Source organism: Kitasatospora sp. NPDC088548 (assembly GCF_044753005.1).
In the GTDB taxonomy this organism is placed as follows: Bacteria; Actinomycetota; Actinomycetes; order Streptomycetales; family Streptomycetaceae; genus Kitasatospora.
The window spans coordinates 138,854-165,019 of the sequence record NZ_JBIVMI010000009.1 but is presented as its reverse complement, the minus strand read 5'-3'; the positions used below and the strand labels follow the sequence as shown (position 1 = coordinate 165,019).

Annotated in this window: 22 protein-coding genes and 1 pseudogene; 17 read left to right on the top strand and 6 right to left on the bottom strand. The window is 72.0% G+C overall.

Features of this window, described 5'->3' with window-relative positions; all coding sequences use genetic code 11:
• Nucleotides 1-44: 44 nt before the first annotated feature.
• The 6 genes from ACIP82_RS14520 (at nucleotide 45) to mshC (ending at nucleotide 5,915) form a co-directional block, all read left to right on the top strand.
• Complete coding sequence (locus ACIP82_RS14520; protein ID WP_400653621.1) at nucleotides 45-746, top strand: MSMEG_4193 family putative phosphomutase; 702 nt, start codon at nucleotides 45-47, stop codon at nucleotides 744-746.
• Between the two features lie 196 nt (nucleotides 747-942).
• Nucleotides 943-1,518, top strand: coding sequence for a DUF3090 domain-containing protein (locus ACIP82_RS14515; RefSeq protein WP_363608803.1), 576 nt, complete (start codon nucleotides 943-945; stop codon nucleotides 1,516-1,518).
• A gap of 44 nt (nucleotides 1,519-1,562) precedes the next feature.
• Nucleotides 1,563-2,360: an SCO1664 family protein gene (locus ACIP82_RS14510; RefSeq protein WP_363608851.1), complete on the top strand. Its 798-nt coding sequence runs from the start codon at nucleotides 1,563-1,565 to the stop codon at nucleotides 2,358-2,360.
• Between the two features lie 203 nt (nucleotides 2,361-2,563).
• Entirely contained in the window at nucleotides 2,564-3,472 is a 909-nt protein-coding gene (locus ACIP82_RS14505; RefSeq protein WP_400653620.1) for a helix-turn-helix domain-containing protein, read from the top strand.
• 129 nt (nucleotides 3,473-3,601) lie between these two features.
• Complete coding sequence (locus ACIP82_RS14500; RefSeq protein WP_400653619.1) at nucleotides 3,602-4,474, top strand: carbohydrate-binding protein; 873 nt, start codon at nucleotides 3,602-3,604, stop codon at nucleotides 4,472-4,474.
• A gap of 211 nt (nucleotides 4,475-4,685) precedes the next feature.
• Nucleotides 4,686-5,915 carry a cysteine--1-D-myo-inosityl 2-amino-2-deoxy-alpha-D-glucopyranoside ligase gene (mshC, locus tag ACIP82_RS14495; RefSeq protein ID WP_363608797.1) on the top strand — a complete coding sequence of 410 codons (1,230 nt, stop codon included), beginning with the start codon at nucleotides 4,686-4,688 and terminating at the stop codon, nucleotides 5,913-5,915.
• 123 nt (nucleotides 5,916-6,038) lie between these two features.
• Here the strand turns inward: mshC and ACIP82_RS14490 are convergent, their stop codons facing one another.
• The 3 genes from ACIP82_RS14490 to ACIP82_RS14480 all read right to left on the bottom strand — a co-directional run bounded on the left by ACIP82_RS14490 (nucleotide 6,039) and on the right by ACIP82_RS14480 (nucleotide 9,201).
• The gene (locus ACIP82_RS14490) at nucleotides 6,039-6,992 is read right to left on the bottom strand and encodes a PAC2 family protein (RefSeq protein ID WP_363608795.1); all 954 of its coding nucleotides are present in this window, start codon (nucleotides 6,990-6,992) and stop codon (nucleotides 6,039-6,041) included.
• A gap of 249 nt (nucleotides 6,993-7,241) precedes the next feature.
• Nucleotides 7,242-8,069, bottom strand: coding sequence for an SGNH/GDSL hydrolase family protein (locus ACIP82_RS14485; RefSeq protein WP_400653618.1), 828 nt, complete (start codon nucleotides 8,067-8,069; stop codon nucleotides 7,242-7,244).
• A gap of 157 nt (nucleotides 8,070-8,226) precedes the next feature.
• Entirely contained in the window at nucleotides 8,227-9,201 is a 975-nt protein-coding gene (locus tag ACIP82_RS14480) for a hypothetical protein (RefSeq protein ID WP_400653617.1), read from the bottom strand.
• Between the two features lie 258 nt (nucleotides 9,202-9,459).
• Between ACIP82_RS14480 and metH the strand changes: the two genes are divergently transcribed.
• The 3 genes from metH (at nucleotide 9,460) to ACIP82_RS14465 (ending at nucleotide 15,776) form a co-directional block, all read left to right on the top strand.
• The gene (metH, locus tag ACIP82_RS14475; RefSeq protein WP_400653616.1) at nucleotides 9,460-12,963 is read left to right on the top strand and encodes a methionine synthase; all 3,504 of its coding nucleotides are present in this window, start codon (nucleotides 9,460-9,462) and stop codon (nucleotides 12,961-12,963) included.
• 144 nt (nucleotides 12,964-13,107) lie between these two features.
• Nucleotides 13,108-13,806 carry an HAD family phosphatase gene (locus tag ACIP82_RS14470; RefSeq protein ID WP_363608787.1) on the top strand — a complete coding sequence of 233 codons (699 nt, stop codon included), beginning with the start codon at nucleotides 13,108-13,110 and terminating at the stop codon, nucleotides 13,804-13,806.
• A 359-nt stretch (nucleotides 13,807-14,165) separates the two neighbouring features.
• Nucleotides 14,166-15,776 carry an ABC transporter substrate-binding protein gene (locus ACIP82_RS14465; RefSeq protein WP_363608786.1) on the top strand — a complete coding sequence of 537 codons (1,611 nt, stop codon included), beginning with the start codon at nucleotides 14,166-14,168 and terminating at the stop codon, nucleotides 15,774-15,776.
• Between the two features lie 106 nt (nucleotides 15,777-15,882).
• Here the strand turns inward: ACIP82_RS14465 and ACIP82_RS14460 are convergent, their stop codons facing one another.
• Together ACIP82_RS14460 and ACIP82_RS14455 are read right to left on the bottom strand one after the other, a co-directional pair.
• Nucleotides 15,883-16,554 (bottom strand): response regulator transcription factor, encoded by a 672-nt coding sequence (locus ACIP82_RS14460; RefSeq protein ID WP_030299918.1) that lies wholly within the window; start codon nucleotides 16,552-16,554, stop codon nucleotides 15,883-15,885.
• Entirely contained in the window at nucleotides 16,555-17,463 is a 909-nt protein-coding gene (locus ACIP82_RS14455; protein ID WP_400653615.1) for a RecB family exonuclease, read from the bottom strand.
• Between the two features lie 168 nt (nucleotides 17,464-17,631).
• On the opposite strand from ACIP82_RS14455, the gene ACIP82_RS14450 reads away from it, so the two are divergent.
• The 3 genes from ACIP82_RS14450 to ACIP82_RS14440 all read left to right on the top strand — a co-directional run bounded on the left by ACIP82_RS14450 (nucleotide 17,632) and on the right by ACIP82_RS14440 (nucleotide 20,638).
• On the top strand, nucleotides 17,632-18,855 hold the full coding sequence (locus ACIP82_RS14450) for a site-2 protease family protein (RefSeq protein WP_400653663.1): 1,224 nt from the start codon (nucleotides 17,632-17,634) through the stop codon (nucleotides 18,853-18,855).
• Between the two features lie 69 nt (nucleotides 18,856-18,924).
• Nucleotides 18,925-19,890: a tRNA (adenine-N1)-methyltransferase gene (locus tag ACIP82_RS14445; protein WP_363608780.1), complete on the top strand. Its 966-nt coding sequence runs from the start codon at nucleotides 18,925-18,927 to the stop codon at nucleotides 19,888-19,890.
• A gap of 142 nt (nucleotides 19,891-20,032) precedes the next feature.
• Entirely contained in the window at nucleotides 20,033-20,638 is a 606-nt protein-coding gene (locus ACIP82_RS14440; RefSeq protein ID WP_400653614.1) for a hypothetical protein, read from the top strand.
• A gap of 3 nt (nucleotides 20,639-20,641) precedes the next feature.
• On the opposite strand, the gene ACIP82_RS14435 is transcribed toward ACIP82_RS14440, so the two are convergent.
• Complete coding sequence (locus ACIP82_RS14435; RefSeq protein ID WP_363608776.1) at nucleotides 20,642-20,944, bottom strand: ferredoxin; 303 nt, start codon at nucleotides 20,942-20,944, stop codon at nucleotides 20,642-20,644.
• A gap of 285 nt (nucleotides 20,945-21,229) precedes the next feature.
• On the opposite strand from ACIP82_RS14435, the gene arc reads away from it, so the two are divergent.
• The 5 genes and pseudogenes from arc to prcB all read left to right on the top strand — a co-directional run bounded on the left by arc (nucleotide 21,230) and on the right by prcB (nucleotide 26,147).
• Nucleotides 21,230-22,996 (top strand): proteasome ATPase, encoded by a 1,767-nt coding sequence (gene arc / locus ACIP82_RS14430; protein ID WP_363608774.1) that lies wholly within the window; start codon nucleotides 21,230-21,232, stop codon nucleotides 22,994-22,996.
• Between the two features lie 240 nt (nucleotides 22,997-23,236).
• Nucleotides 23,237-24,748 carry a depupylase/deamidase Dop gene (gene dop / locus ACIP82_RS14425; RefSeq protein WP_363608772.1) on the top strand — a complete coding sequence of 504 codons (1,512 nt, stop codon included), beginning with the start codon at nucleotides 23,237-23,239 and terminating at the stop codon, nucleotides 24,746-24,748.
• Nucleotides 24,749-24,922: 174 nt separating this feature from the next.
• Entirely contained in the window at nucleotides 24,923-25,141 is a 219-nt protein-coding gene (locus ACIP82_RS14420) for a ubiquitin-like protein Pup (protein ID WP_344321819.1), read from the top strand.
• A 134-nt stretch (nucleotides 25,142-25,275) separates the two neighbouring features.
• A pseudogene (locus tag ACIP82_RS14415) lies at nucleotides 25,276-25,353 on the top strand (recombination endonuclease VII); the annotation flags it as partial.
• On the top strand, nucleotides 25,350-26,147 hold the full coding sequence (gene prcB / locus ACIP82_RS14410) for a proteasome subunit beta (RefSeq protein WP_363608849.1): 798 nt from the start codon (nucleotides 25,350-25,352) through the stop codon (nucleotides 26,145-26,147). The pseudogene ACIP82_RS14415 and the gene prcB, both read left to right, overlap by 4 nt.
• Nucleotides 26,148-26,166 lie beyond the last annotated feature (19 nt).

Below are 26,166 nucleotides of genomic sequence, written 5' to 3'. Positions count from 1 at the left end.
GGGCCCGGAGCGGATCCCGGCCGGGAGGTCGTACGCTAGGCCCCATGCCCACCCTGCTGCTCGTCCGCCACGGCCGCTCCACCGCGAACACCGCCGGAATCCTGGCCGGTTGGACGCCCGGGGTGGACCTCGACGACACCGGGCGCGCCCAGGCCGCCGCGCTGGCCGGCCGGCTCGCCGGCATCCCGCTGGCCCGGGCGGTCAGCAGCCCGCTGGACCGCTGCCGGCAGACCCTGGAGCCGCTGCTCGCCGCCCGGCCCGAGCTGGGCGCGCCCACCGAGGACGACCGCCTCGGCGAGTGCCACTACGGGGAGTGGACCGGCCGCCCGCTCGCCGAGCTGGCCGGGGAGCCGCTCTGGCGCACCGTCCAGGACCACGCTGCCGCGGCCGCCTTCCCCGGCGGGGAGTCGCTGCGTGAGCTGAGCCACCGTACGGTGAGCGCCGTCCGCGAGTGGAACGAGAAGATCGCCGCCGACCACGGCGGGGACGCGGTCTGGATCGCCTGCTCGCACGGCGACGTGATCAAGGCCGTGGTGGCCGACGCCCTCGGCCTGCACCTCGACCACTTCCAGCGGATCAGCGTCGAGCCCTGCTCGGTCACCGCGATCCGCTACACCCCGCAGCGGCCCTTCGTGCTGAGAATGGGCGACACCGGCGACCTCTCCTCGCTCGCCCCCGGAACGGGCGGCGGCCAGGGCACTCCGGCCGGGGACGCGGTGGTCGGCGGCGCCACCGGCACCGCCTGAGGCCGGTCCCGCGGCCGGCCCGCCGTGGCCGGGTCCGCCCGCGGCGACCCGGCCGCCACCGCCCGGCCACCCGCCGGTCACCGACTCGGCTCCCCGGCCCCGGCCGGGAGGTCGTAGGGTGACTAGCGAGCCCCGCCACAGCCCAACCCATGACGTCATAACGATCCATACGATCGACACGATCCGGAGCGAGAGCGTGCCCCGTCAGGTCTTCTTCTACGACCAGCCCGAACGGTTCGTGGCCGGCACCGTCGGCCAGCCCGGCGCCCGGGCGTTCTACCTGCAGGCCAGCGCCCGGGGGCGGATCACCAGCGTGCTGCTGGAGAAGACCCAGGTCGCCGCGCTCGCGGAGCGGATCGAGGAGGTCCTCGACGAGGCCCTGCGGCGCAGCGGCGGCGACGCCGCCATCCCGGCCGCCGCCCCGCAGGACCTGCTCGACACCGCGCCGCTCGACCTGCCGCTGGAGCAGGAGTTCCGGGTCGGCACCATGGCCCTGGCCTGGGACAGCATCGACGGCTGCCTGGTGGTCGAGGCGCAGGCGGTGATCGAGGACGAGGAGGAGGACGGCGGGGACGCCGCCGAGGCGGTCTTCGAGGACGACGAGAAAGGCCCCGACATGCTGCGGGTGCGGCTCTCCGGCGCGATGGCCCGGGTGTTCGCCAAGCGGGCGCTGGACCTGGTCGCGGCCGGCCGCAAGCCCTGCCCGTTCTGCAACCTGCCGCTCGACCCGGAGGGCCATCTGTGCCCGCGCGCGAACGGTTACCGGCGCTGAACACCGAGACCCCGCCCGAGGCCGACCCGGCCGCCGCCGCGGCCCTGGCCGCCGACGTGCCCACCGCTCTGCTGCTGCTGCGCGAGGGCGAGCTGACCGTCCACGGCAGGCTCACCGACGCCTCCAACGCGGCGCTCTACTGCAGCGTCACGCTGGACTCGCTGACCGCGCAGGCCGTCTACAAGCCGGTCGCCGGTGAACGCCCGCTCTGGGACTTCCCGGACGGCACGCTGGCCGGCCGCGAGGTCGCCGCGTACGAGCTCGCCGCCGCCACCGGCTGGGCGCTGATACCGCCCACGGTGCTGCGCGAGGGCCCGTACGGGACGGGCATGGTGCAGCTCTGGGTCGAGCCGGACCCGGGCGCCGATCCGCTGCTCGCCCTCCAGGATCCGCGGGGCCCGGAGGCCGGCTGGCTGCCGATCGTCCGCGCGGAGGTCGGCGACGGCCGGACCGCGCTGCTGGTCCACCCCGACGACCGGCGGCTGCGCCGGATGGCGGTGCTGGACGCCGTCCTCAACAACGCCGACCGCAAGGGCGGTCATCTGATCGCCGCCGCCGACGGCCGGATCTACGGCATCGACCACGGCGTCACCTTCAACACCGAGGGCAAGCTGCGTACCCTGCTCTGGGGCTGGGCCGGGCAGCCGCTGCCCGACGAGGCGCTGGAGGTGCTGGCCGGGCTCGCCGAGCAGCTGGACGGTGCCCTCGGCGAGCGGCTCGCCCCGCACCTGACCGCGGCCGAACTCGCCGCCGCCCGCGCCCGGGTGGCCGAACTCCGTCGCACCGGCCGGCACCCGCTGCCGTCCGAGGAGTGGCCGTCCATCCCCTGGCCGCCGATCTGACCGCCCGTGCCCCGGGCCCGGTCCGGCCCGTCCCGCCGGGCGCATGATCTCCCGGGCCCGGCCAGGCCGGTGCCGCCGGGCGCACGACCGGCCGGACGGCACCCCAGTGGTCTGGACCGGTGGCGCGAGCGGCCGCAGACTGCTCCGATGGACGAGCGACGGACCACCCCCAACCCGCCGACCGCGCCCCACCGGACCGGCCGATGAGCGACACCCGCACGCTGGACCTGCCGATGCACCGTCTCCAGGTCCCGCTGCCGCACCTGCTGCCCTTCGCGATCGGCAGCTTCGACACCATCGGCCCGCTCTCCCGCGCGGGCTTCCCCCACCGGCATTCCTTCTACGAGATCGTCCTCGTCACCGGAGGCCGCGGTGCCCACGTGCTCGACCTGGTCCACCGGCCGCTGCGGCCGCCCCAGTTGTGCGTGATCGCGCCCGGCCAGGTGCACTACTGGGCGGACGCGGATGGTCTCACCGGACAGGTCGTGCTGTTCAACGAGGACTTCCTGTTCTCGCAGCCGAAGGACCTCACCGCGCTGCGCACCCTGGCCGCCCGGCCCGGTCTGCGGCTCGGTGAACAGGCCGGCGCCATCGGCGCGCTGCTGGCCGACATGGAGCACGAGTACCGGACCAGGGCGCCCGGTTACGCGGGTGTGCTGCGGGCGAGCCTGCACATCCTGATCGTCCGCGCGCTGCGGGCCGCGGTCCCCGGCGAGGGCGGTGCGGCGCCCGGCCGGTCGGCCGAACTGGCGTCCGCCTTCACCCGGTTGATCGGTCTGCCGGGCGGGGAGCAGCGCTCGGTGGCCTCCTGTGCGCAGGAGTTGGGCGTCTCGCCCGGCCATCTGCAGACTCTGGTCAAGCAGGTCACCGGCCGGACGCCGGGCCGGCTGATCCGCCAGCAGCAGACCCTGGAGGTCAAACGGCTGCTGGCCTGCACCGATTTGACGATTCGTCAGGTCGCTCGGGAGGCCGGCTTCGGTGATCCGGCCTACTTCTGCCGTTTCTTCCGCCGGGAGACCGGGATGACGCCGGGGGAGTTCCGGGCCCGGGTCGGAGGAAATCACCACGATCCCCGGATCGCGTCCATCGCCGCGGCCCCGGACGCCCCGTAGGTTGACTGCTGGCCGCCGGTGGCCGGCCCGGTCAGTCCGGGCGACCGCCGGCCCGGTCCTTGTCATGCCCCCACCATGGCAAGGACCGCCCACCCATCTCCAGTCCCACCCCCACGAAGGAGTCGGCGCATGCCCGCATCCGAAGAGCCCACCCCCGGGCCGGAGGGCCTGATCGACCGCCGGATCAGCCGCAAGACGGTCCTCAGGGCCGCCGCGGTGCTCGGCACCGCCCCGCTACTGGTCGGCGGCGGGGCCGCGCTGGCCCGCGACCGGGCCGGCACCGGCGAGGCGCCCGGCCTCACCCCCGCCTGCCACGACGGCGACGATCCCACCATCGAGCAGACCGAGGGCCCCTACTTCAAGCCCAACTCCCCGCTGCGGACCTCGCTGATCACCAACAGCACCCCCGGCACCCGGCTGACCGTCAGCGGCTACGTCTTCGGCCGGGCCTGCCTGCCGATCGCGGGCGTCCTGCTCGACTTCTGGCAGGCCGACGTCAACGGCGCCTACGACAACGTCGGGTTCACCTTCCGCGGCCACCAGTTCACCGACGCCCAGGGCGCGTTCAGCCTCACCACCATCGTCCCCGGCCTCTACCCGGGCCGCACCCGGCACATCCACGTGAAGCTCCAGGCGCCCGGCCGCCCGGTGCTCACCACCCAGCTCTACTTCCCGGGTGAGCCGCGCAACAGCACCGACACCATCTACGACGCGCGGCTGCTGATGAACGTCCGCCAGGTCGGCTCGGCGAAGGAGGGCACCTACGACTTCGTCCTGAACGTCCCGCAGACACCCACCACCCCGCCGACCAGCCCGGGCCCCAGCACCACGCCCACCACGCCCCCGACCACCCCGCCCGGCGGCAGCTGGACCGTGGGCACGCTCTACAGCGCGGGCGACCGCGTCACCTACTCCGGCGTCTCCTACCAGTGCCTCCAGGGGCACACCGCCGTCACCGGCTGGGAGCCGCCGAACGTGCCGGCCCTCTGGAAGCGGCTGTAGCGGCTCCGGCCGCCTCCCCCGAGGAGCCGGGCGCCCGGTCGGCGGCAGGGTCGGCCGGGCGCTCACCGCCGGGGTGTACGGCCCCGTTCGGACCGGGTCAAGAGCCGGTCCGTATCAGTCGGGAAGCGCTCAGGCAACGCCTGGAAGCGAATCCAGTCGATCTTGCGTACTGGTTAGGCTTTCAAATGTTCGCGAGGTTAAAGTCAGTTCCATGCATGCCTGGCCCGCCTCCGAGGTTCCCGCCCTGCCTGGTCAGGGGCTCCCCCTTCGTATCCACGACACCGCAGCGGGCTGTATCCGGGAGGTCGTGCCGCAGGACGGCACCGCCCGGATCTACGTCTGCGGCATCACGCCCTACGACGCGACCCACATGGGCCACGCCGCCACCTACAACGCCTTCGACCTGGCGCAGCGAGTGTGGAAGGACGCCGGCCACGACGTCCTGTACGTGCAGAACGTCACCGACGTGGACGACCCGCTGCTGGAGCGCGCCGTCGCCACCGGCCAGGACTGGACGGAGCTCGCCGAGCGCGAGACGGCCCTGTTCCGCGAGGACATGACCGCCCTGCGGCTGCTCCCGCCGGCCCACTACATCGGCGCCGTGGAGTCGATCCCGTGGATCGTCCCGCTGGTCCAGAAGCTGCTGGCGAGCGGAGCCGCCTACGAGGTGGACGGCGACATCTACTTCTCGGTCGAGTCCGACCCGCACTTCGGCGAGGTCTCCGGCCTCACCCCCGAGGCCATGCGGCCGGTCTTCGCCGAACGCGGCGGCGACCCGGACCGCCCGGGCAAGCGCAACCCGCTCGACGCCCTGCTCTGGCTCTCCGCCCGCCCGGGCGAGCCCGCCTGGGACACCGAGCTCGGCCACGGCCGCCCCGGCTGGCACATCGAGTGCGTCGCCATCGCCCTGCGCTACCTCGGCATGTCCTTCGACATCCAGGGCGGCGGCAGCGACCTCTCCTTCCCGCACCACGAGATGGGCGCCGCCCACGCCCAGGTCGCCACAGGCCACCACCCGTACGCCAAGGCGTACGTGCACGCCGGCATGGTCGGCCTGGACGGGCACAAGATGTCCAAGTCCCGCGGCAACCTGGTCTTCGTCTCGGCGCTGCGCCGTGAGGGCGTCGACCCGGCGGCGATCCGCCTCGCCCTGCTCTCGCACCACTACCGCGAGGACTGGGAGTGGACGAAGGGCACCCTGGACGAGGCCGTGGAGCGCCTGGCCCGCTGGCGCGCGGCGGTCTCCCGCCCGGACGGCCCGCCGGCGGAGGCGCTGCTCGCCGCGGTCCGCGAGGCGCTCGCGCACGACCTGGACGCGCCCGCCGCGCTGGCCGCCGTCGACCGCTGGGCCGCCCTCCAGGACGCCGAGGGCGGGACGGACATCGGCGCGCCCGGCCTGGTCTCGCGCACCGTGGACGCCCTGCTCGGCGTCGCGCTCTGAGGCGTGCCGGACAAGCCGTAGGCGCGGCCCGGCCGCGACGGTCGAAGGGGCGTCAGGACCACTGGTCCTGACGCCCCTTCGGCATGCCGTAAGCCCGTCCACCCGTCCACCCGGGCGGACGCGTCAGTCGTCCTCGCCGCCGTCCTGGCTCTCCCGGGCGCCCGGCGCCTCGGGGTCGTTCGGCCGTTCCGCCGTGGTCGCGTGCCCGGCGATGGGCTTCTCGCCCGTCGGGCCGACGTTCTCCCGGCGGCGCAGATAGCGCTCGAACTCCCGGGCGATCGCGTCGCCCGAGGCCTCCGGCAGCTCGGCGGTGTCCTGCGCCTCCTCCAGCTGCTGGACGTACTCGGCCACCTCGCTGTCCTCGGCGGCCAGCTGGTCCACGCCGAGCTGCCAGGCCCGGGCGTCCTCGCCGAGCTCGCCCGGCGGGATGCGCAGGTCCAGCAGGTCCTCCAGCTTGTTGATCAGCGCCAGGGTCGCCTTGGGGTTCGGCGGCTGCGCGACGTAGTGCGGCACCGCCGCCCAGAGCGTGACGGCCGGCACACCGGCGTGCGCGCAGGCCTCCTGCAGCACCCCGACGATCCCGGTGGGCCCCTCGTAGCGGCTCTCCTCCAGGTCCAGCCGGCGGGCCAGCTCCGGGTCGGAGGTCACCCCGCTGACCGGCACCGGGCGGCTGTGCGGGGTGTCGCCGAGCAGCGCGCCCAGGATCACCACCAGCTCGGCGCCCAGCTCGTGCGCGAAGCCGAGCAGCTCGTTGCAGAACGAGCGCCAGCGCATGCTGGGCTCGATACCGCGCACCAGGACGATGTCCCGGGTCTTGGGCTCCGTCACCCGGATCACCGAGAGCCGGGTGGTGGGCCAGGTGATCCGGCGGATGCCGCCGTCCAGCCAGACCGTCGGCCGGTTGACCTGGAAGTCGTAGTAGTCCTCCGCGTCCAGGGCGGCGAACACCTTGCCGCCCCAGGTCTCGTCCAGATGTGCCAGAGCCGCGGAGGCGGCGTCGCCCGCGTCGTTCCAGCCCTCGAAGGCGCAGACCATCACCGGGTCGATCAACTCGGGAACATCTTCCAGCTCGATCACCCAGTGTCTCCCTCCGGTCGGCGGACGGCCGTGCACCGCCCCGGCTGGCCTGCCGGGGCGCCGACGGGCCAGCTGCCGACTGTCGAACCTCTCGTCACCGATGGAACGCCTCGCTCCATGGTCCCTACCTGCCCAGCCTACGGGCTTTGATGCGCGGCACGGCCGGGCACCGGGACAGTCTGGGGGAGCGGGGCGCCATGATCCAGCGGATATCCGCAGGGCGCCGACGGCAGCCGCCGGCCGCCGTGTCTACCGGGGCCCGGTGGCGGCCGTGACGGCCGGGAGATAGCCGAGGGACTGGCCCTCGGAGGTGGGGTGGAAGGACTCCCAGAGCCTGGTCAGCACGATTCCGGTGATCCACTCCCGCCCCGCGCCCGCGCAGACGCCGTGGCCCTCGAACGGTGCCCGGACGTCCGCGAAGGCGAAGCCCCGGGCTTCGGCCTGACGGTTGATCAGCTCATCGAGCCCGTCGGTGAGCGCGTTGAACCGCTGCCGGCGGGCGTCGGTGCCGATCAGGCAGGTGGTGCCGGTCCGCAGCAGGTGCGGGTAGCCGGTGACCACCACCCGGGCGGCCGGGGCGGCGGCCCGGACGCCGTCGTAGAGGGCGGAGAGCCGGTCGGGCAGCTCCTCGCGCAGCCGGCGCTCGGACTCGTCCAGCGCCTTGTCGCAGCGGCCGTCGGTGGTGAGCGGCTGCAGGCAGCTCCCGGCGGCGTCGGCGAAACCGAGGTCGTTGCCGCCGACGGTGAGGGTCACCACGGTGGTGTCGGCCCCGACCTTCGGCAGCTGGTCGCGCTGGACGTCCGCCGTGGTGGCCCCGGCGCACGCGGCGGCCAGGACGTCGGTGGCACCGTGGTCGGCGGCCCAGAGCGCGGGGTAGGCGCGGGCGCTGCGGTGGCAGTCGCCGCTGTCCTGTTCGTAGGGGCCGGCCGCGACCCCGGCGGCGTAGGAGTCGCCCAGTGCGGCGTACCGGGGCGGGGTGTCGACGGTGTACCCGTCGGCCGCGTGGGCGGGCACGGCGACACAGAGGGCGAGGAGCGGGGCGGCGGCCAGGGCGGCCGGCGGGCGGTGGCGCTGCACGGCGGTTCTCCGGGGGTCCGACGGCCGGGCGCGGTCCGCCTCGACCCGTCAGGCACGGATCGTAGCCGAACCATGACGCATCGCCACATCCCGCCCTGGTGGTGCTACCTCCCGGTCGGGGGCGCCACGATCCACCGCCGGCCGGGGCGGGCGCGGTTCAGCGCACCCAGCCGCGCCGGTAGGAGTCCCAGTGCTCCGGGGTGGCGGCGAAGTCCACGTACAGCGCGACGCCGAAGTTCTGCCGCCGCAGGTCCTGCCGGCCGAGGCCGAGCCGGACGCCGCGCACGGCGGCGTCGACCGTCTCGGCCTTGCCCCAGTGGCCCCACTTGTCCTCCCAGAAGAACGGCAGGCCCATCAGCAGGTCCACGTCCTCCGGGGTGGCCTCCAGCGCGAGCTCGGTCTGCAGGGCGACGTAGCCGCCGAACAGGGGCTCGGTCGGCATGCTGGAGTCGTAGGTCATCACCGCGATCTGGTCGACCCGGCGGGCGGTCTCGGCGAAGTAGGCCCGGTCCCACCACTTGCCGTGGTCGGTGAGCAGGATCCCGGCGGTGTGCAGCCCGGGTACCGGGTCGATCTGCGGGGCGGCGACCGACAGCTGCGCGCCGCGCCCGGAGGTCACCTCGCCGACCTGGTCGAGCAGCGAGAGCCAGCCGGCCGAGCCGGGGCGGATCGGCTCCATGTCGAAGTGCACCCCGTCGAAGCCGAGGTCGAGCACCTGGCGGGCGGAGGCGGTGACCCGGTCCCGGGTGGCGGCGTCCTCCAGGTCCAGGGCGTCCTTCTCGGGCTTGACCTCGTCGCCGAGCCAGCTCTGCAGCCGGATCCGCGGCATCGCCCGGTGCACGGCGTCGGTGAACCAGCGGGCCCTCGGGTGGACGGACGGCGGCAGCGTGCCGTCGTGCTCCAGCGGGCCGGTGTGGACGTACAGGTCGCGGATGCCGGTGCCGGCGAGCCGGGCGGCGAGTGCGGTGATGTCCTCCTCGGTCTTGCGGCCGTCCACCCAGGCGTGCCCCAGCCAGACCGCGTCCCGGCCCCGGGTGCGGGCCTCGGGGGAGGCGTCCCCGGTGTACTGCAGCCGCAGGGCCAGCGCCCCCGCGCCGATCGACGCCACCGGTACGGTCAGCGCGACCAGCACCACCGCGAGTGATCTGCGCCACCGCGACCAGCCGCGCCACCTGGTCCGGAGGGCCCGGAACGGTACCCCCAGGATTGTTCCCGCCCGCCGAATGCCTGTCCGGAACTTGGCCATGCAGTTGCTCCCCCCCTTGCGGCAGAGCGCTCAGGATACGGAATGCCCACCGGCTCGCGCCGTGGGCCGGATACCCTGGCCACGTGCGTCCCCGAGTCAGCGGGGCCGCAAAGCCGACAGCCGTCGCACCCAGGGAGAAGCCCCATGGCCACTGCAGCCGACCCGTCCATCACTCAGCAGAGCCGCGCGAACGCGCTGCGCGAGGCGCTCGCCACCCGGGTGGTGGTAGCCGACGGAGCGATGGGCACCATGCTCCAGGCGCAGGACCCGAGCCTGGAGGACTTCCAGAACCTGGAAGGCTGCAACGAAGTCCTGAACGTCACCCGCCCCGACATCGTGCGCTCGGTCCACGACGCGTACTTCGCGGTCGGCGTGGACTGCGTGGAGACCAACACCTTCGGCGCCAACTTCTCGGCGCTCGGCGAGTACGACATCCCCGACCGGATCTTCGAGCTGTCCGAGTCCGGCGCCAGGATCGCCCGTGAGGCCGCCGACGCGCACACCGACGGCCGGGTCCGCTGGGTGCTCGGCTCGATCGGCCCCGGCACCAAGCTGCCGACGCTCGGCCACGCCCCGTACGAGACGCTGCGGGACGGTTTCCAGCTGAACGCGGCCGGCCTGATCGCCGGCGGTGCCGACGCGCTGCTGGTGGAGACCAGCCAGGACCTGCTCCAGACCAAGGCCGCCATCCTCGGCTCCAAGCGGGCGCTCGCCGAGGCCGGCCTCGATCTGCCGGTGCTGGTCCAGGTGACCGTGGAGACCACCGGCACCATGCTGCTGGGCTCGGAGATCGGCGCCGCGCTGACCGCGCTGGAGCCGCTCGGCGTGGACTACATCGGCCTGAACTGCGCCACCGGCCCGGCCGAGATGAGCGAGCACCTGCGCTACCTGGCCAAGAACGCGAAGATCGGCCTCTCCTGCATGCCGAACGCGGGCCTGCCGGTGCTGGGCAAGGACGGCGCCCACTACCCGCTGTCCCCGGCCGAGCTGGCCGAGGCGCACGACGTCTTCACCCGCGAGTACGGCCTCTCGCTGGTCGGCGGCTGCTGCGGCACCACGCCCGAGCACCTGCGCCAGGTGGTCGAGCGGGTCCAGGGCCGTCCGATCGCCTCGCGCGACCCGCGCCCGGAGCCCTCGGCGGCCTCGCTGTACCAGGCGGTGCCGTTCCGCCAGGACACCTCGTACCTGGCGATCGGCGAGCGGACCAACGCCAACGGCTCGAAGAAGTTCCGCGAGTCGATGCTGGCCGGCGACTGGCAGGCCTGTGTGGAGATCGCCCGCGACCAGATCCGCGACGGCTCCCACCTGCTGGACCTCTGCGTGGACTACGTCGGCCGCGACGGCGTCGCCGACATGAAGGAGATCGCCGGCCGGCTGGCCACCGCCTCCACCCTGCCGATCGTGCTGGACTCCACCGAGCCGGACGTGCTGCGCGCGGGCCTGGAGGCGCTCGGCGGCCGCGCCCTGCTCAACTCGGTCAACTACGAGGACGGCGACGGCCCGGACACCCGGTTCGGGCGGATCGCCTCGCTGGCCCGCGAGCACGGTGCGGGCCTGATCGCCCTCACCATCGACGAGGAGGGCCAGGCCCGCACCGCCGAGACCAAGGTCGCCATCGCCGAGCGGCTGATCGCCCAGCTCACCACCGAGTACGGCATCGACGAGGGCTCGATCCTGGTCGACTGCCTGGCCTTCACCCTGGGCACCGGCCAGGAGGAGTCCCGCCGGGACGGCGTCGAGACCATCGAGGCGATCCGTGAGCTCAAGCGCCGCCACCCGGACGTGCAGACCACCCTGGGCCTGTCCAACATCTCCTTCGGGCTGAGCCCGGCCGCCCGCATGGTGATCAACTCGGTCTTCCTGAACGAGTGCGTCGAGGCGGGCCTGGACTCCGCGATCGTGCACGCCTCCAAGATCCTGCCGATGGCCCGGATCCCCGAGGACCAGCGCGAGGTCGCCCTCGACCTGGTCTACGACCGCCGCAGCGAGGGCTACGACCCGCTGCAGAAGCTGCTCCAGCTCTTCGAGGGCGTCTCCTCGACCTCGATGAAGGCGTCCAAGGCGGAGGAGCTGGCGGCGCTGCCGCTGGAGGAGCGCCTCCAGCGCCGGATCATCGACGGCGAGCGCAACGGCCTGGAGACCGACCTGGACGAGGCGCTGACGGAGCGTCCGGCGCTGGAGATCGTCAACAGCACGCTGCTGGCCGGCATGAAGGTGGTCGGCGAGCTGTTCGGCTCCGGCCAGATGCAGCTGCCGTTCGTGCTGCAGTCCGCCGAGGTGATGAAGACCGCGGTGGCCCACCTGGAGCCGCACATGGAGAAGTCCGACGACGAGGGCAAGGGCACCATCGTGCTGGCCACCGTCAAGGGCGACGTCCACGACATCGGCAAGAACCTGGTCGACATCATCCTGTCCAACAACGGCTACAACGTGGTCAACCTGGGCATCAAGCAGCCGGTCTCGGCGATCCTGGACGCCGCCCAGGAGCACCGGGCGGACGTGATCGGGATGTCCGGCCTGCTGGTGAAGTCCACCGTGATCATGAAGGAGAACCTGGAGGAGCTGAACCAGCGCAAGCTGGCGGCCGACTACCCGGTGATCCTCGGCGGCGCCGCGCTCACCCGCGCCTACGTCGAGCAGGACCTGCACGAGATCTACGAGGGCGAGGTCCGCTACGCCCGGGACGCCTTCGAGGGCCTGCGGCTGATGGACGCGCTGATCGCGGTCAAGCGCGGTGTGCCCGGCGCGACCCTGCCGGAGCTCAAGCAGCGCCGGCACGCCCGCACCGAGGTCGTGGAGGAGCCCGAGACCAACCTCGGCCAGGTCCGCTCGGACGTCGCCGTCGACAACACCGTCCCCACCCCGCCGTTCTGGGGCGACCGGATCGTCAAGGGCGTGCCGTTCGCCGACTACGCCTCCTGGCTGGACGAGGACGCGCTGTTCAAGGGCCAGTGGGGCCTCAAGGCGGCGCGCAGCGGCGAAGGGCCCTCGTACGAGGAGCTGGTGGAGACCGAGGGCCGGCCGCGGCTGCGGATGTGGCTGGACCGGCTGCAGACCGAGGGCTGGCTGGAGGCGGCCGTGGTCTACGGCTACTACCCGGCCAACTCCAAGGGCGACGACCTGATCGTCTTCAACGAGGACGGCAGCGAGCGCACCCGCTTCACCTTCCCGCGCCAGCGGCGCGGGCGGCGGCTCTGCCTGGCGGACTTCTTCCGCCCCGAGGAGTCGGGCGTCAAGGACGTGGTGGGCCTGCAGGTGGTCACCATGGGCAACCGGATCTCCGAGGCGGCGAACGAGCTGTTCGCCAACAACTCCTACCGGGACTACCTGGAGCTGCACGGCCTCTCCGTGCAGCTGGCCGAGGCGCTGGCCGAGTTCTGGCACGCCCGGGTCCGCTACGAGCTGGGCTTCTCCGGCGAGGACCCGCAGGACGTCAAGGACATGTTCGCGCTGAAGTACCGGGGCGCCCGGTTCTCGCTCGGCTACGGGGCCTGCCCGGAGCTGGAGGACCGCGCCAAGATCGCCGAGCTGCTGCGGCCGGAGCGGATCGGCGTGGTGCTCTCCGAGGAGTTCCAGCTGCACCCGGAGCAGTCCACCGACGCGATCGTGATCCACCACCCCGAGGCCAAGTACTTCAACGCCCGGTAACCCGGAGGCTGCGCAGCGTTCGCTCTTTTCGGGTGGGCGGGGCGTATCCTGGATCATCCTGAACGGGCCGGTCCGCTCACCAGCGGGCCGGCCCGTGCCATCCCCAGGGGCCTGCCCCGGGGCACGGACGGAAGGATCCCCGCCATGACGACCATCTCCACCACCACCCGCGCCCTCGACCACGGCCGGGGCCTGCAGGCGGTGCTGCTGGACATGGACGGGACCCTGGTGGACACCGAGGACTTCTGGTGGCAGGCCGAGGCCTCGCTCTTCGCCGAGCTGGGCTACGCGCTGGACGAGAACGACCGCGCCCATGTGGTCGGCGGCCCGATGACCCGGGTGATCGACTACCTGCTGGCCGCCACCGGCGTGGACCTCTCGCCGGCCGACCTGACCGTCCTGATCAACCAGCGCTTCGTGGATCTGCTGGCGGGCGGCGTACCGCTCATGCCCGGCGCCGAACGGCTTCTCAACACCCTTGCCGCGCACGGGGTTCCGGCCGCCCTGGTGTCGGCCTCGCAGCGGCACATCATCGACATCGTGCTGCGGTCGCTGGGCGCCCACCACTTCGCCTTCACGGTCGCCGGGGACGAGGTGCCGCGCACCAAGCCGTACCCGGACCCGTACCTGGAGGCGGCGCGGCGGTTCGGCGCGGAGCCGGGCCGCTGTGTGGTGGTCGAGGACGCGCCGACCGGGGTGCGCTCGGCCGAGGCGGCCGGCTGCCCGGTGATCGCGGTGCCCTCGGTGGCGGTGATCGAGCCCGCCCCCGGGCGGCTGGTGCTGCCCTCGCTGGAGCACATCGATCTTGAACTGCTCCGCTCGCTGGTCACCTCGCGAGTGTGATTGTCGTCTCATTGCACATGGGGCTTACCGGCCGGTAAGCGATCGGAACCGGCCAGTCGACCCGGGTGTCCGGGGAGAAAACGGTCATTGACTGACAACTCGTCGGTGGACCCGTCCCGCACCGTCCCCTCGTGTCCCAACTGTCACCTGTGCGGGTATCGGTGGGGTGTGTTCGATATGGCACGCTACTCCAGTTCGTTCCCCACCCCGAGCCCTGCCACCGCCGCTGACGGGCAACCCCGTCCTGCCCGCGGTGGCACGGCGCCCGGCCCGCGTGCCTTCAGCAACCCCGGAGGCGCACCCCATCGCGGGCCACCGGCCCCCTCGGCCGGACCGCACCCAGAAGGACGCGATCCGTGATGACTTCAGCTGAACGACTGGCAGTGCTCGGCTGCGCCGGCCTGGTCGCCGTCTCGGTGACCGGCTGCGGCTCGGTCACCGAAGCGGTCAAGGGGGACGGCGGCAAGGCGATCACCATGGGCACCACCTCGGTCACCAGTGCGCTGGACCCGGCCGTCGCCTACGACCTGGGCTCCTGGCTGCTGCTGCGCAACACCTTCCAGTCGCTGCTGTCCTACCCGGCCGCCTCCAGCGCGCCCAGCCCGGACGCCGCGCAGTCCTGCGAGTTCACCGGCAACGACGCGGTCCAGTACCACTGCACCCTGCGCCCCGGGCTGAAGTTCTCCAACGGCCACCCGCTCACCGCCGCCGACGTGGTGTACTCCATCGAGCGCACCCGGAAGATCGCCGCGGAGAACGGCCCGGCCGGGCTGCTGGACTCGATCAAGTCGGTCGAGGCCAAGGGCGACAACGAGGTCGTCTTCCAGCTCACCAAGGCCGATGCCACGCTCCCGGCCAAACTGGCCGGCCCGGCCGGCGCCATCGTCGACCACCAGGTCTACCCGGCCGACAAGGCGCTGCCCAACGACAAGCTGGTCGGCTCCGGCCCGTACAAGATCGACTCGATCGAGACCATGTCCATCGAGGGCGGCCCGAAGATCCCGGGCAAGGTCGTGCTGTCGCCCAACGACAAGTACAGCGGCGACGCCAAGGTCCGGAACACGAAGTTCACCCTGCGCTACTTCGACAAGACGGGCGAGCTGAAGGACGCGCTGGACAAGGGCGAGATCGACCTGACCGACAACAGCCTGGAGCCCAACACCGCGGCCCAGGTCCGGTCCGAGCAGCAGGGCGGCAAGACCGACCTCCAGGTCGTCGAGGGCGACAGCACCGACACCCGTTACCTGGTCTTCAACACCAAGGACGCGACCGGCGGCAACGTCGCCGTCCGGCAGGCCGCCGCCCAGCTGATCGACCGCAAGGCGCTCGCCCGCGACGTCTTCGCGCGTACCGTCCAGCCGCTGTACTCGATGGTCCCGGCCGGCATCACCGGCCACACCACCGCCTTCTTCGACAAGTACGGCGACCAGGACGTCACCAAGGCCAAGGCGATCCTGAACACCGCCAAGGTCCAGATGCCGGTCAAGCTCACCCTCACCTGGTCGCGCTCGCGCGCCGAGGGCGCCGAGAGCGAGATGCTCAAGAAGCAGTTGGAGGCCGGCGGCGTCTTCCAGGTGACGGTCCAGCACGAGGCCGACTGGGACGTCTTCAAGAAGGGCTGGGCGGACGCCAAGTACCAGGCGTACACCATCGGTTGGTTCGCCGACTACCCCGACCCGGACAACTACGTCGCGCCGCTCCTGGTCGAGGGCGGGGCCTACCACCACGGCTGGGACGACACCCGGATCAGCCAGCGGCTGGTCCCCGACAGCCTCAAGCAGGCCGACCGCACCGCGGCCAACTCGGCCTACGCCCAGATCCAGACCATCGCCGCCGACAACGCGCCGCTGATCCCGCTGTTCCAGAACAAGGCCTTCTACGCCTCGCGTTCGAACATCACCGGCGTGGAGTCGACCGTCGACACCACCGGCGTCTTCCGCTTCTGGGAGATCAGCCGCATCGGCAAGTAGCCGCGCGGCGGCACGGCACCGGGCGACCGGGACACCCTCGGCACGGTGGCCCGTCCGCTCCCCCAGGGTGCGAGGGGGAGCGGACGGGCCACCGTCATGCCCGGGCTCAGAGCGCGCCGGGGCGCACCAGCCCGCTCTCGTACGCGTACACCGCCGCCTGTACCCGGTCACGCAGCTGGAGCTTGGTCAGCACATGGCCGACATGCGTCTTCACCGTGGTCTCGCTGACGAACAGCTCCGCCGCGATCTCCGCGTTCGACAGCCCGCGCGCCACCAGCTTCAGCACCTCCAGCTCACGCTCGGTCAGCGCGTTCAGCGCCTGCGGCGGCGCCTCCTCGCCGGAGGGCAGCTTGGTGGCGTACATGTCCAGCAGCCGCCGGGTGATGCTCGGCGCCAGCATCGCCGCGCCGTCCGCGACCACCCGGATCGCCTGCACCAGCTCCTCGGCCGGCACGTCCTTCAGCAGGAAGCCGCTGGCGCCCGCGCGCAGCGCCTCCACCACGTACTCGTCCAGGTCGAAGGTGGTCAGCACCAGCACCTTGGCCGGGCCGTCCCGACCCGGCCCGGCGATCCGGCGGGTCGCCTCCACGCCGTCCATCCTGGGCATCCGGATGTCCATCAGCACCACGTCGGGCTGGAGCGCCCGGACCTGGTCCAGCGCCTGCTGTCCGTCGCCGGCCTCGCCGACCACCACCAGGTCGGACTCGGCCTCCAGGATCATCCGGAAACCGGTGCGAAGCAGCGGCTGATCGTCGACCAGCAGCACTCGGATCGTCACCTAGGACTCCTTGCTCATCGGATCCCCCGTGGGATCGTCTTCGTCGGACGTACGGGCCAGCGGCAGCGGGTACGGCGGGGGAGTGCCGCCGAACTCCGGGCAGCTGGCCTGATGGTCGCACCAGTCGCAGAGCCGGTTGCGGGTCGCCGGGAAGTCCCCGGTCGCCACCGCGTGGGTGATCCGCTCCCAGATCGCCCGCAGCTTGCGCTCCACCGCGAGCAGGTCCGCCTCGTCCGGGTCGTAGCTCACCACGTCCCCGCCCCCGCCGAGGTACACCAGCTGCAACCGCTTGGGGAGCACGCCCTTCCAGCGCCACACCACCAGCGCGTAGAACTTCATCTGGAACATCGCCTTGGCCTCGAAGTCCCGCGAGGGCGCCCGGCCGGTCTTGTAGTCCACCAGCCGGACCTCGCCGGTCGGTGCGACGTCCACCCGGTCGATGTAGCCGCGCAGCAGCAGCCCCGACTCCAGGGCCGTCTCCACGTACAGCTCCCGCTCCACCGGGTGCAGCCGGGTCGGGTCCTCCAGCCGGAACCACCGCTCGACCAGCTTCTCGGCGTCCGCCAGCCAGCGCGTCAGCGCCGCCCCGTCCGGATCCTCGGGGAACAGCGAGAGCAGCTCCGGCCGCTCGCCCAGCAGCCGCTCCCACTGCGGGCGCAGCAGGCCCAGCGCCCGCTCCGGCGTCCGCTCCGCCGCCGGGCTGTCGAACAGCCGCTCCAGCACCGCGTGCACCAGCGTGCCCCGGGTCGCCGCCGCGCTCGGCGGCTCCGGCAGCCGGTCGATCACCCGCAGCCGGTACAGCAGCGGGCAGGTCAGGAAGTCCCCCGCACGCGACGGGGACAGGCCGGTCGGGGGCGCCGCCGGACGCGCCGGGGCCACGGCGGCACGGCTGGTGTCGGTCTGCTGCATACCCCGACCCTATTGCCCTGCGCTGTCATCCCGCTGCCACGGGGCTGCCGCCCGCGGGCCCACACTGGGTATGAAGGCAGAGAGAGGGGCGCGCGGAGGACCGCGGCCCCGATCACGTAGCGTGGGCGCACCGGCGCGCGGCGCACGGCGGGGGAACCGACCGAAGGGATCACGGTGAGCGACAGCAGGGGTCGGCAGACCTCCGACCAGCCACCGCACAGCGGCGGCGCCCAGCCCGGGCCGCCGCCCGAGGAACCGGAACGGCGGAGCGGAATCCTGATGGGCCGCCCCTTCGGCGTGCCCATCTACGTCACCCCCTCCTGGTTCGTCATCGCCGCCCTGATCACCTGGGTCTTCGGCGGCCAGCTCGACCGCGTCCTGCCCGGCCTCGGCGCCGCCCGCTACCTCGTGGCGTTCTCCTTCGCCGTCGCCTTCTACGGCTCCGTCCTGGTGCACGAACTCGCCCACACCGTCGTCGCCCTGCGCTACCGGCTCGGCGTGCGCCGGATCCAGCTGCAGTTCTTCGGCGGTGTCTCGGAGATCGAGAACGAGGCCGAGACCCCCTGGCGGGAGTTCTGGCTGGCCTTCGTCGGCCCGCTGCTCTCGCTGGCGCTCGGCGGCCTCTTCTACCTCGCCCTCCAGGCCGTGGAGCTCTCCACCGTGCCCGGGGTGCTGCTGACCGGCCTGATGGTCAGCAACCTCGTCGTCGCCGCCTTCAACCTGCTGCCGGGCCTGCCGCTGGACGGCGGCCGGATGCTGCGCGCCGTCGTCTGGGGCGTCACCGGCAAGCCCATGAGCGGCACCGTCGCCGCCGCCTGGATCGGTCGGGTGCTGGCCATCGCCGTCCTGATCGGCCTGCCGCTGCTCAGCGCCGCCCGCGGCGTCGAGCGCAGCAGCACCGACACCCTGGTCGACGCGGTGCTGGCCGCCGTCCTCGCCGCGATCATCTGGAACGGCGCCGGCGGCAGCCTGCGCAACGCCCGGCTCAAGGAGGCCCTGCCCGGTCTGCGGCTGCGCGACCTCGCCCGCCGGGCCGTCGAGGTCACCGCCGACACCCCGCTCGGCGAGGCGCTGCGGCAGGCCCGTGAGGCCCGGGCCGGCGCCCTGGTCGTGGTGGACGGCCGCGGCGAGCCGGTCGGGCTGGTCCGCGAGTCCGCCGTCCGGGCCGTCCCCGAGCACCGTCGCCCCTGGGTGGCCGTCGGGGCGCTGGCCCGCGACCTCGAACCCGGCCTGCGGCTGGCCGCCGACCTCACCGGCGAGGACCTGCTGCGCGCCGTGCGCGCCACCCCCGCCGGGGAGTACCTGGTGGTCGAGGCCGACGGCCGGGTGTACGGCGTCGCCGCGCTCACCGACATCGAGCAGCGCCTCACCGCCGCCGTCGCCGGCCGCTGAGGCCCCCGCCGGACCGGGCGGTGATCACCGTGGTCGGCCGGAGCGCGGGCTTCCCTTAGGATTGTCCGCATGTCCGAACCGACCGGTGCCACCCGCCGACGCGGGCCCTTCCAGGTCGGGGACCAGGTCCAGCTGACCGACCCCAAGGGCCGCCACTACACGTTCACGCTCCAGGCCGGGAACCAGTTCCACACCCACAAGGGTGCGTTCCCCCACGACGAGCTGATCGGCGCCCCCGAGGGCACGGTCGTGCGCACCACGGGGAACGTCCCGTACCTCGCGCTGCGCCCCCTGCTCCCCGACTACGTCCTGTCCATGCCGCGCGGCGCCGCCGTGATCTACCCCAAGGACGCGGGGCAGATCCTGGCGATGGCCGACATCTTCGCCGGCGCCCGCGTCGTCGAGGCCGGCGTCGGCTCCGGCGCGCTCTCCAGCTACCTGCTGCGCGCCGTGGGCGACACCGGGCTGCTCGCCTCCTACGAGCGCCGGCAGGACTTCGCCGACATCGCCAAGGGCAACGTCGAGCGCTACTTCGGCGGGCCGCACCCGGCGTGGAAGCTCACCGTCGGCGACCTCCAGGACAACCTGGTCGAGACCGACGTCGACCGTGTCATCCTCGACATGCTCGCCCCCTGGGAGTGCCTGGACGTCGCCTCCGAGGCGCTCGTCCCCGGCGGCCTCATCTGCTGCTACGTGGCCACCACCACGCAGATGTCGAAGACCGTCGAGGCGCTGCGCGAGCACGGCACCTTCACCGAGCCGCAGGCCTGGGAGACCATGGTCCGCACCTGGCACCTGGAGGGCCTGGCGGTCCGCCCGGACCACCGGATGATCGGCCACACCGGCTTCCTGCTCACCGCCCGCCGCCTCGCCGACGGCGTCGAGCCGCCGCTGCGCCGCCGCCGCCCGGCCAAGGGCGCCTACGGCGAGGACTACGACAACGGCACCCCGGAGCCGAGCCTCCAGGAGCGCGCCGCGGCCCGGGCCGCCGCCGCCGCCCGCACCGCTCCCGCCGACGAGACCGACCTCGGCTGACGCACGACCGCCGGAAGGGGTGGTACGACGGGCTCCCCGCCCGCCCGTACCACCCCTTCGTGCTTCCCGCACCCGGGTCGCCGGCCGGCCCGGGGCGTGTGGGACGATGCTCGCTCACACAGACCACTGGAGGGGACGCCTGGTGGAGACCGCGGTCAAGGCGACGGCTGACAGGCAGACACCGCGGGGCCGTACCCGGCCCGGGGAGACGCGCTCCACCCCCTGGCACTGGGCCCTCACGGTCGCCGGCTGCGCCGCCGTGGTGGCCACCACGCTGGCGGCCAACCCGGCCACCGGCACCCCCGGGCCCGCCCGGCCCACGCCCCGGGCCCTCCCGGCGGCCGTCGCCCCCGACCCGGCGAAGGCCGAACTCCCGCTGGAGTGCGGCCCGTTCCCGGTCCGGATATCCGTCAGCTTCGCCGCCGACCTCGGCGACGGCCGGCCCGGCACCGTCACCGCCGCCCACTGCGCGGCCGAGAACGGCACCCCGCCGGACGCCGTCTACCTGCTCGGACCAGGCACCGACGGCCGTCCCGCGGTGCTGGCCACCCTGCTCTCCGAGCGCGAGAACCTCACCGTCGGCAGGCTCGCGCTGCGCGCCGACGGCGCCATCACCGGTCACGCGCAGGGGTATTCGAGCGACGACGTGCCCCGGTTCAGCCCGGACATCTCACTCGACCTCACCTGGACGCGCAAGAGCGGCGGCTGGGACCGTTCCCAGACCGCCGCCCCGTCGGCACGGGCCTGACCGCTACTCGGCGTCCGGCCCGTACACTTCGGTCCGGTCCGAGACCCGGCGCACGTGGATGCAGTCGCCGGGGCACTCCTTCGCCGAGTCCACCACGTCCTGAAGCAGCGTCAGCGGCACCGGAGCGGTCTCGCCGGGCTGCTGGCGCAACTCGTCCTCCGGCCCCTTCACATAGGCCAGGCCGTCGATGTCGAGCTCGAAGACCTCGGGCGCGTACTGCACGCAGATGCCGTCGCCGGTGCACAGATCCTGGTCGATCCACACCTCCAGCGGCTCGCTCGGCGTCGCCTCTTCGGTCACCGACATGGGTCTCCTGCCGTTTCTGTCCCGGGTCGCCCCTTGTTGAGGGCATTCCCGCCATTCGTACAACGATCGGACCCCAGGCCGTGGTCGCGATCGGATATCGACTCGTTCGACGATACATCTGGTCCGCTTTGGGCGGTGCGCGGTGGGTATCCCCTTAGCAGAGGGGAAGCACGCGAGGGCGAAGATCGGACACGCCCGTTCCATCTTTCTTGATCTAGGGGTTTACGGACCCCTGGTCCCAGGTAGGGTCTGGAAGCGTCCAGCTCCCCGGAGGAGGTGAGGACCGTGGCAGCCCACGATGACGACTACAACCGCAGCACCGGCAAGCCCGCTCGTGGTTCCGACGAGGCCGCTCAGGTCTCGTACCTTGAGCAGGAAATCGCCGTTCTGCGCCGCAAGCTCGCCGACTCGCCGCGCAATTCGAGGATCCTCGAAGAGCGGATCGTCGAGCTCCAGACCAACCTGGCCGGAGTGTCCGCCCAGAACGAACGGCTCGCCTCCACCCTGCGAGAGGCCCGCGACCAGATCGTGGCCCTCAAGGAGGAAGTGGACCGGCTGGCACAGCCCCCGGCCGGATTCGGCGTCTTCCTCGACCAGAACGAGGACGGCACCGCCGACATCTTCACCGGGGGGCGCAAGCTCCGCGTGAACGTCAGCCCCAACGTCGACCTCGACGAGCTGCGGCGCGGCCAGGAAGTGATGCTCAACGAGGCCCTCAACGTCGTGGACGCGATGGCCTTCGAGCGGATCGGCGACATCGTCACCCTCAAGGAGGTCCTGGAGGACGGCGAACGCGCCCTGGTCATCGGCCACACCGACGAGGAGCGGGTGGTGCGCCTCGCCGAACCGCTGCGCGAGCTCACCATCCGGGCGGGGGACGCCCTGTTGCTGGAGCCCCGCTCCGGCTACGTGTACGAGGTCGTGCCGAAGGCCGAGGTCGAGGAGCTGGTCCTCGAGGAGGTCCCGGACATCGACTACCGCCAGATCGGCGGTCTCAGCAACCAGATCGAGCTGATCCGCGACGCGGTCGAGCTGCCGTACCTGCACGCCGACCTCTTCAAGGAGTACGAGCTGCGCCCGCCCAAGGGCGTCCTGCTCTACGGCCCGCCCGGCTGCGGAAAGACGCTGATCGCCAAGGCGGTGGCGAACTCGCTGGCCAAGAAGGTCGCCGAGGTCACCGGCCGGCCCCAGGGCAAGAGCTACTTCCTCAACATCAAGGGCCCCGAGCTGCTCAACAAGTACGTGGGGGAGACCGAGCGGCAGATCCGCCTGGTCTTCCAGCGGGCCCGGGAGAAGGCCGGCGAGGGCACCCCCGTCATCGTCTTCTTCGACGAGATGGAGTCGCTCTTCCGCACCCGCGGTTCGGGCGTCAGCTCGGACGTGGAGAACACCATCGTCCCCCAGCTGCTCGCCGAGATCGACGGCGTGGAGGGCCTGGAGAACGTCATTGTCATCGGCGCCTCGAACCGCGAGGACATGATCGACCCGGCGATCCTGCGGCCCGGCCGCCTGGACGTCAAGATCAAGATCGAGCGCCCGGACGCCGAGGCCGCCAAGGACATCTTCTCCAAGTACCTCAAGGACTCGCTGCCGTTCCACCCGGACGACGTCAAGGAGCACGACGGCTCCGTCGAGGCCACCGTGGCGGCGATGATCCAGTCGGTGGTGGAGCGGATGTACTCCGAGACCGAGGAGAACCGCTTCCTGGAGGTCACCTACGCCAACGGTGACAAGGAGGTCCTGTACTTCAAGGACTTCAACTCCGGTGCGATGATCCAGAACATCGTCGACCGTGCGAAGAAGATGGCCATCAAGGACTTCCTCGACCACGGCCAGCGCGGTCTGCGCGTCTCCCACCTGCTCGCCGCCTGCGTGGACGAGTTCAAGGAGAACGAGGACCTGCCGAACACCACCAACCCGGACGACTGGGCCCGGATCTCCGGCAAGAAGGGCGAGCGGATCGTCTTCATCCGCACGCTGGTCACCGGGAAGCAGGGCGCCGAGTCCGGCCGCTCGATCGACACTGTCGCCAACACCGGGCAGTACCTGTAGTCGCAGTACCCGTAACCGAACCACCCGGGCCGGCAGCGGTCCCCGGGACAGCACGCATCCCGTCCGGCTGTGGCGCCTCGCGGCCCCGCAGCCGGACGGCGCGTCTCGGGACCCGGCCGTCGGCGCGGCGTTCTAGGCTCGACCCACCGTTCGCGGGCACAACGCCCGCGTCGGTGTTGTTCAGCGGTACGTCAGCGTGTTCCGCCCGTGGGGGGCGGCGCACCGGGCAAGGAGGGCCGCATGACCGTACGGCGCGTGATGGGCATCGAGACCGAGTACGGGATCTCCGTACCCGGGCACCCCAACGCCAACGCCATGCTCACCTCGTCCCAGATCGTCAACGCGTACGCGGCGGCGATGCACCGGGCTCGGCGGGCCCGTTGGGACTTCGAGGAGGAGAATCCGCTGCGTGACGCCCGGGGCTTCGACCTCGCGCGCGACGTCGCGGACGCCAGCCAGCTGACCGACGAGGACATCGGCCTCGCCAATGTCATCCTCACCAACGGCGCGCGGTTCTACGTGGACCACGCGCACCCCGAGTACAGCTCGCCCGAGGTGACCAACCCGCGCGACGCCGTGCTCTGGGACAAGGCCGGCGAGCGGATCATGGCGGCGGCCGCCCAGCGCGCCCTGGAACTGCCCAACGGCCAGAACATCCTCCTGTACAAGAACAACACCGACAACAAGGGCGCCTCCTACGGCACCCACGAGAACTACCTGATGAAACGGGCGACACCGTTCGCCGACATCGTCCGCCACCTCACCCCGTTCTTCGTCTCCCGCCAGGTGGTCACCGGCGCCGGCCGGGTCGGCATCGGCCAGGACGGCTCCGCCCACGGCTTCCAGATCAGCCAGCGCGCCGACTACTTCGAGGTCGAGGTGGGCCTGGAGACCACCCTCAAGCGGCCGATCATCAACACCCGCGACGAACCGCACGCCGACGCCGAGAAGTACCGCCGGCTCCACGTGATCATCGGGGACGCCAACCTCTCCGAGATCTCCACCTACCTCAAACTGGGCACCACCGCACTGGTCCTGTCGATGATCGAGGACGCCTTCATCGCCTCCGACCTCGCCGTGGACCAGCCGGTGCGCACCCTGCACCGGGTCTCCCACGACCCCTCGCTCAAGCACCTCATCACCCTGCGCAACGGCCGCAGACTCACTGCCGTCCAGCTTCAGCTGGAGTACTTCGAGCTGGCCCGCAAGTACGTCGAGGACCGCTTCGGCAACGACGCGGACGAGCAGACGGTGGACGTCCTGGCCCGCTGGGAGGACGTGCTGGGGCGGCTGGAGCGCGACCCGATGTCGCTCTCCCGGCAGCTGGACTGGATCGCCAAACGGGAGATCCTGGAGGGCTACCGCAGCCGCGACGCCCTGGAGTGGGACAGCTCCCGGCTCCAGCTGGTCGACCTCCAGTACAGCGACGTCCGGCCCGACAAGGGCCTCTACAACCGCCTGGTGGCCCGGGGCCGGTTCGACCGGCTGCTCACCGAGGACGAGGTCCAGCGGGCCGCCACCAAGCCCCCGGAGGACACCAGGGCGTACTTCCGCGGCCGCTGTCTCGAACAGTACGCCGAGCATGTCGCCGCGGCCTCCTGGGACTCGGTGATCTTCGACCTGCCGGGCCGGGACTCGCTGCAGCGGGTCCCCACCCTGGAGCCGCTGCGCGGCACCCGCAACCACGTCAAGGAACTGCTGGACCGCTGTCGCACGGCCGAGGACCTGCTCCGGGTGCTTTCCGGCGGGTAACTTTTCGATCACCATGGGTGAACGTCCGCCGAATGGGAATCATCCGGGGTGGCAGCGGGTGTTGGACAGGAAGTGCCACCGGCAAACCGGGAGCAGCAGTCGCACCTTGTGTATAGGGTCGATGCAGCAAGCAACGACCAAACCGTGCCAGACGATTCGAGCGGGGTGAGGGAAATGGCGAGCAAGGACACCGGCGGCGGCCAGCAGCGGGCGAACCGCTCCTCCGAGGAGGTCGAGGAGCAGGCCGCGGAAGCGCAGAATTCCGACGACCTCAAGGAACGCCAGGAAAAGCTGAGCGATGACGTCGACGCGGTTCTGGACGAAATCGACGAAGTACTCGAGTCCAACGCCGAGGATTTTGTCCGACAGTTCGTGCAAAAGGGCGGCCAGTAGCCCCGGCAGGGCATTCAGGGAATTCACGGTTGCGACCGCCGAGGGCGGGCGGGCGGCACGGGCCGTCCGTCCGTCCGGGTCCGGCCCCTGCACGGGTGGATAGTGATCGCCGGGCGGGTAGGGTGCGGGCAGCGCGCGCTTCAAGCTACCTGGAAGGAATCGTGTGGAAGCCAACACTCGTGGCACCGGGCGTCTACCGGCTGCCTTCCTGACCCCGGGGTCCTCGTCGTTCCTCGACTTCCTGGCGGAGCACCAGCCGGAGCTGATTCCCGGCCGCCGCAGCCTCCCCGAGGGAGCGGTCGTCGAGGCCCCGCACGGGACGACCATCGTCGCGGCGGTGTTCGACGGCGGCGTGGTGATCGCCGGTGACCGGCGGGCGACCATGGGCAACATGATCGCCCAGCGCGACATGGAGAAGGTCTTCCCGGCCGACGAGTACAGCGCGGTCGGCATCGCGGGCACCGCCGGCCTCGCGGTCGAGATGGTCAGGCTGTTCCAGCTGGAGCTGGAGCACTACGAGAAGATCGAGGGCACCGTGCTCTCCCTGGAGGGCAAGGCCAACCGCCTCACCACCATGATCCGGGGGAACCTGGGCATGGCGATGCAGGGCCTCGCGGTCGTCCCGCTCTTCGCCGGCTACGACCTCGACCTCGGCCGCGGCCGGATCTTCAGCTACGACGTCACCGGAGGCCGCTCCGAGGACCGCGGGTTCGCCGCCACCGGCTCCGGCTCGGTCTTCGCCCGGGGCTCGATGAAGAAGCTCTACCGGGACGGCCTGACGGCCGAGCAGGCCGCCACGCTGGTCGTCCAGGCCCTCTACGACGCGGCCGACGACGACTCCGCCACCGGCGGTCCCGACCTCGCCCGCAAGATCTTCCCGATCGTCTCGCTGATCACCGAGGACGGCTTCCGCCGGCTCACCGAGGCCGAGGTCTCCGCGATCGCCGTCTCCATCACCGACCACCGCCTGGCCCACCCCAACGGCCCGCAGGCCCCGCTGCTCTAGCCATCACTCCTACAGGAAG

Coding starts and splice junctions, on each gene's coding strand:
- ACIP82_RS14455 (WP_400653615.1), bottom strand. CDS start 17,463: ATGCAGCAGACCGACACCAGCCGTGCCGCCGTGGCCCCGGCGCGTCCG.
- dop (WP_363608772.1), top strand. CDS start 23,237: ATGACCGTACGGCGCGTGATGGGCATCGAGACCGAGTACGGGATCTCC.
- ACIP82_RS14500 (WP_400653619.1), top strand. CDS start 3,602: ATGCCCGCATCCGAAGAGCCCACCCCCGGGCCGGAGGGCCTGATCGAC.
- mshC (WP_363608797.1), top strand. CDS start 4,686: ATGCATGCCTGGCCCGCCTCCGAGGTTCCCGCCCTGCCTGGTCAGGGG.
- ACIP82_RS14445 (WP_363608780.1), top strand. CDS start 18,925: ATGTCCGAACCGACCGGTGCCACCCGCCGACGCGGGCCCTTCCAGGTC.
- ACIP82_RS14470 (WP_363608787.1), top strand. CDS start 13,108: ATGACGACCATCTCCACCACCACCCGCGCCCTCGACCACGGCCGGGGC.
- ACIP82_RS14435 (WP_363608776.1), bottom strand. CDS start 20,944: ATGTCGGTGACCGAAGAGGCGACGCCGAGCGAGCCGCTGGAGGTGTGG.
- metH (WP_400653616.1), top strand. CDS start 9,460: ATGGCCACTGCAGCCGACCCGTCCATCACTCAGCAGAGCCGCGCGAAC.
- ACIP82_RS14420 (WP_344321819.1), top strand. CDS start 24,923: ATGGCGAGCAAGGACACCGGCGGCGGCCAGCAGCGGGCGAACCGCTCC.
- ACIP82_RS14465 (WP_363608786.1), top strand. CDS start 14,166: ATGACTTCAGCTGAACGACTGGCAGTGCTCGGCTGCGCCGGCCTGGTC.
- ACIP82_RS14520 (WP_400653621.1), top strand. CDS start 45: ATGCCCACCCTGCTGCTCGTCCGCCACGGCCGCTCCACCGCGAACACC.
- ACIP82_RS14505 (WP_400653620.1), top strand. CDS start 2,564: ATGAGCGACACCCGCACGCTGGACCTGCCGATGCACCGTCTCCAGGTC.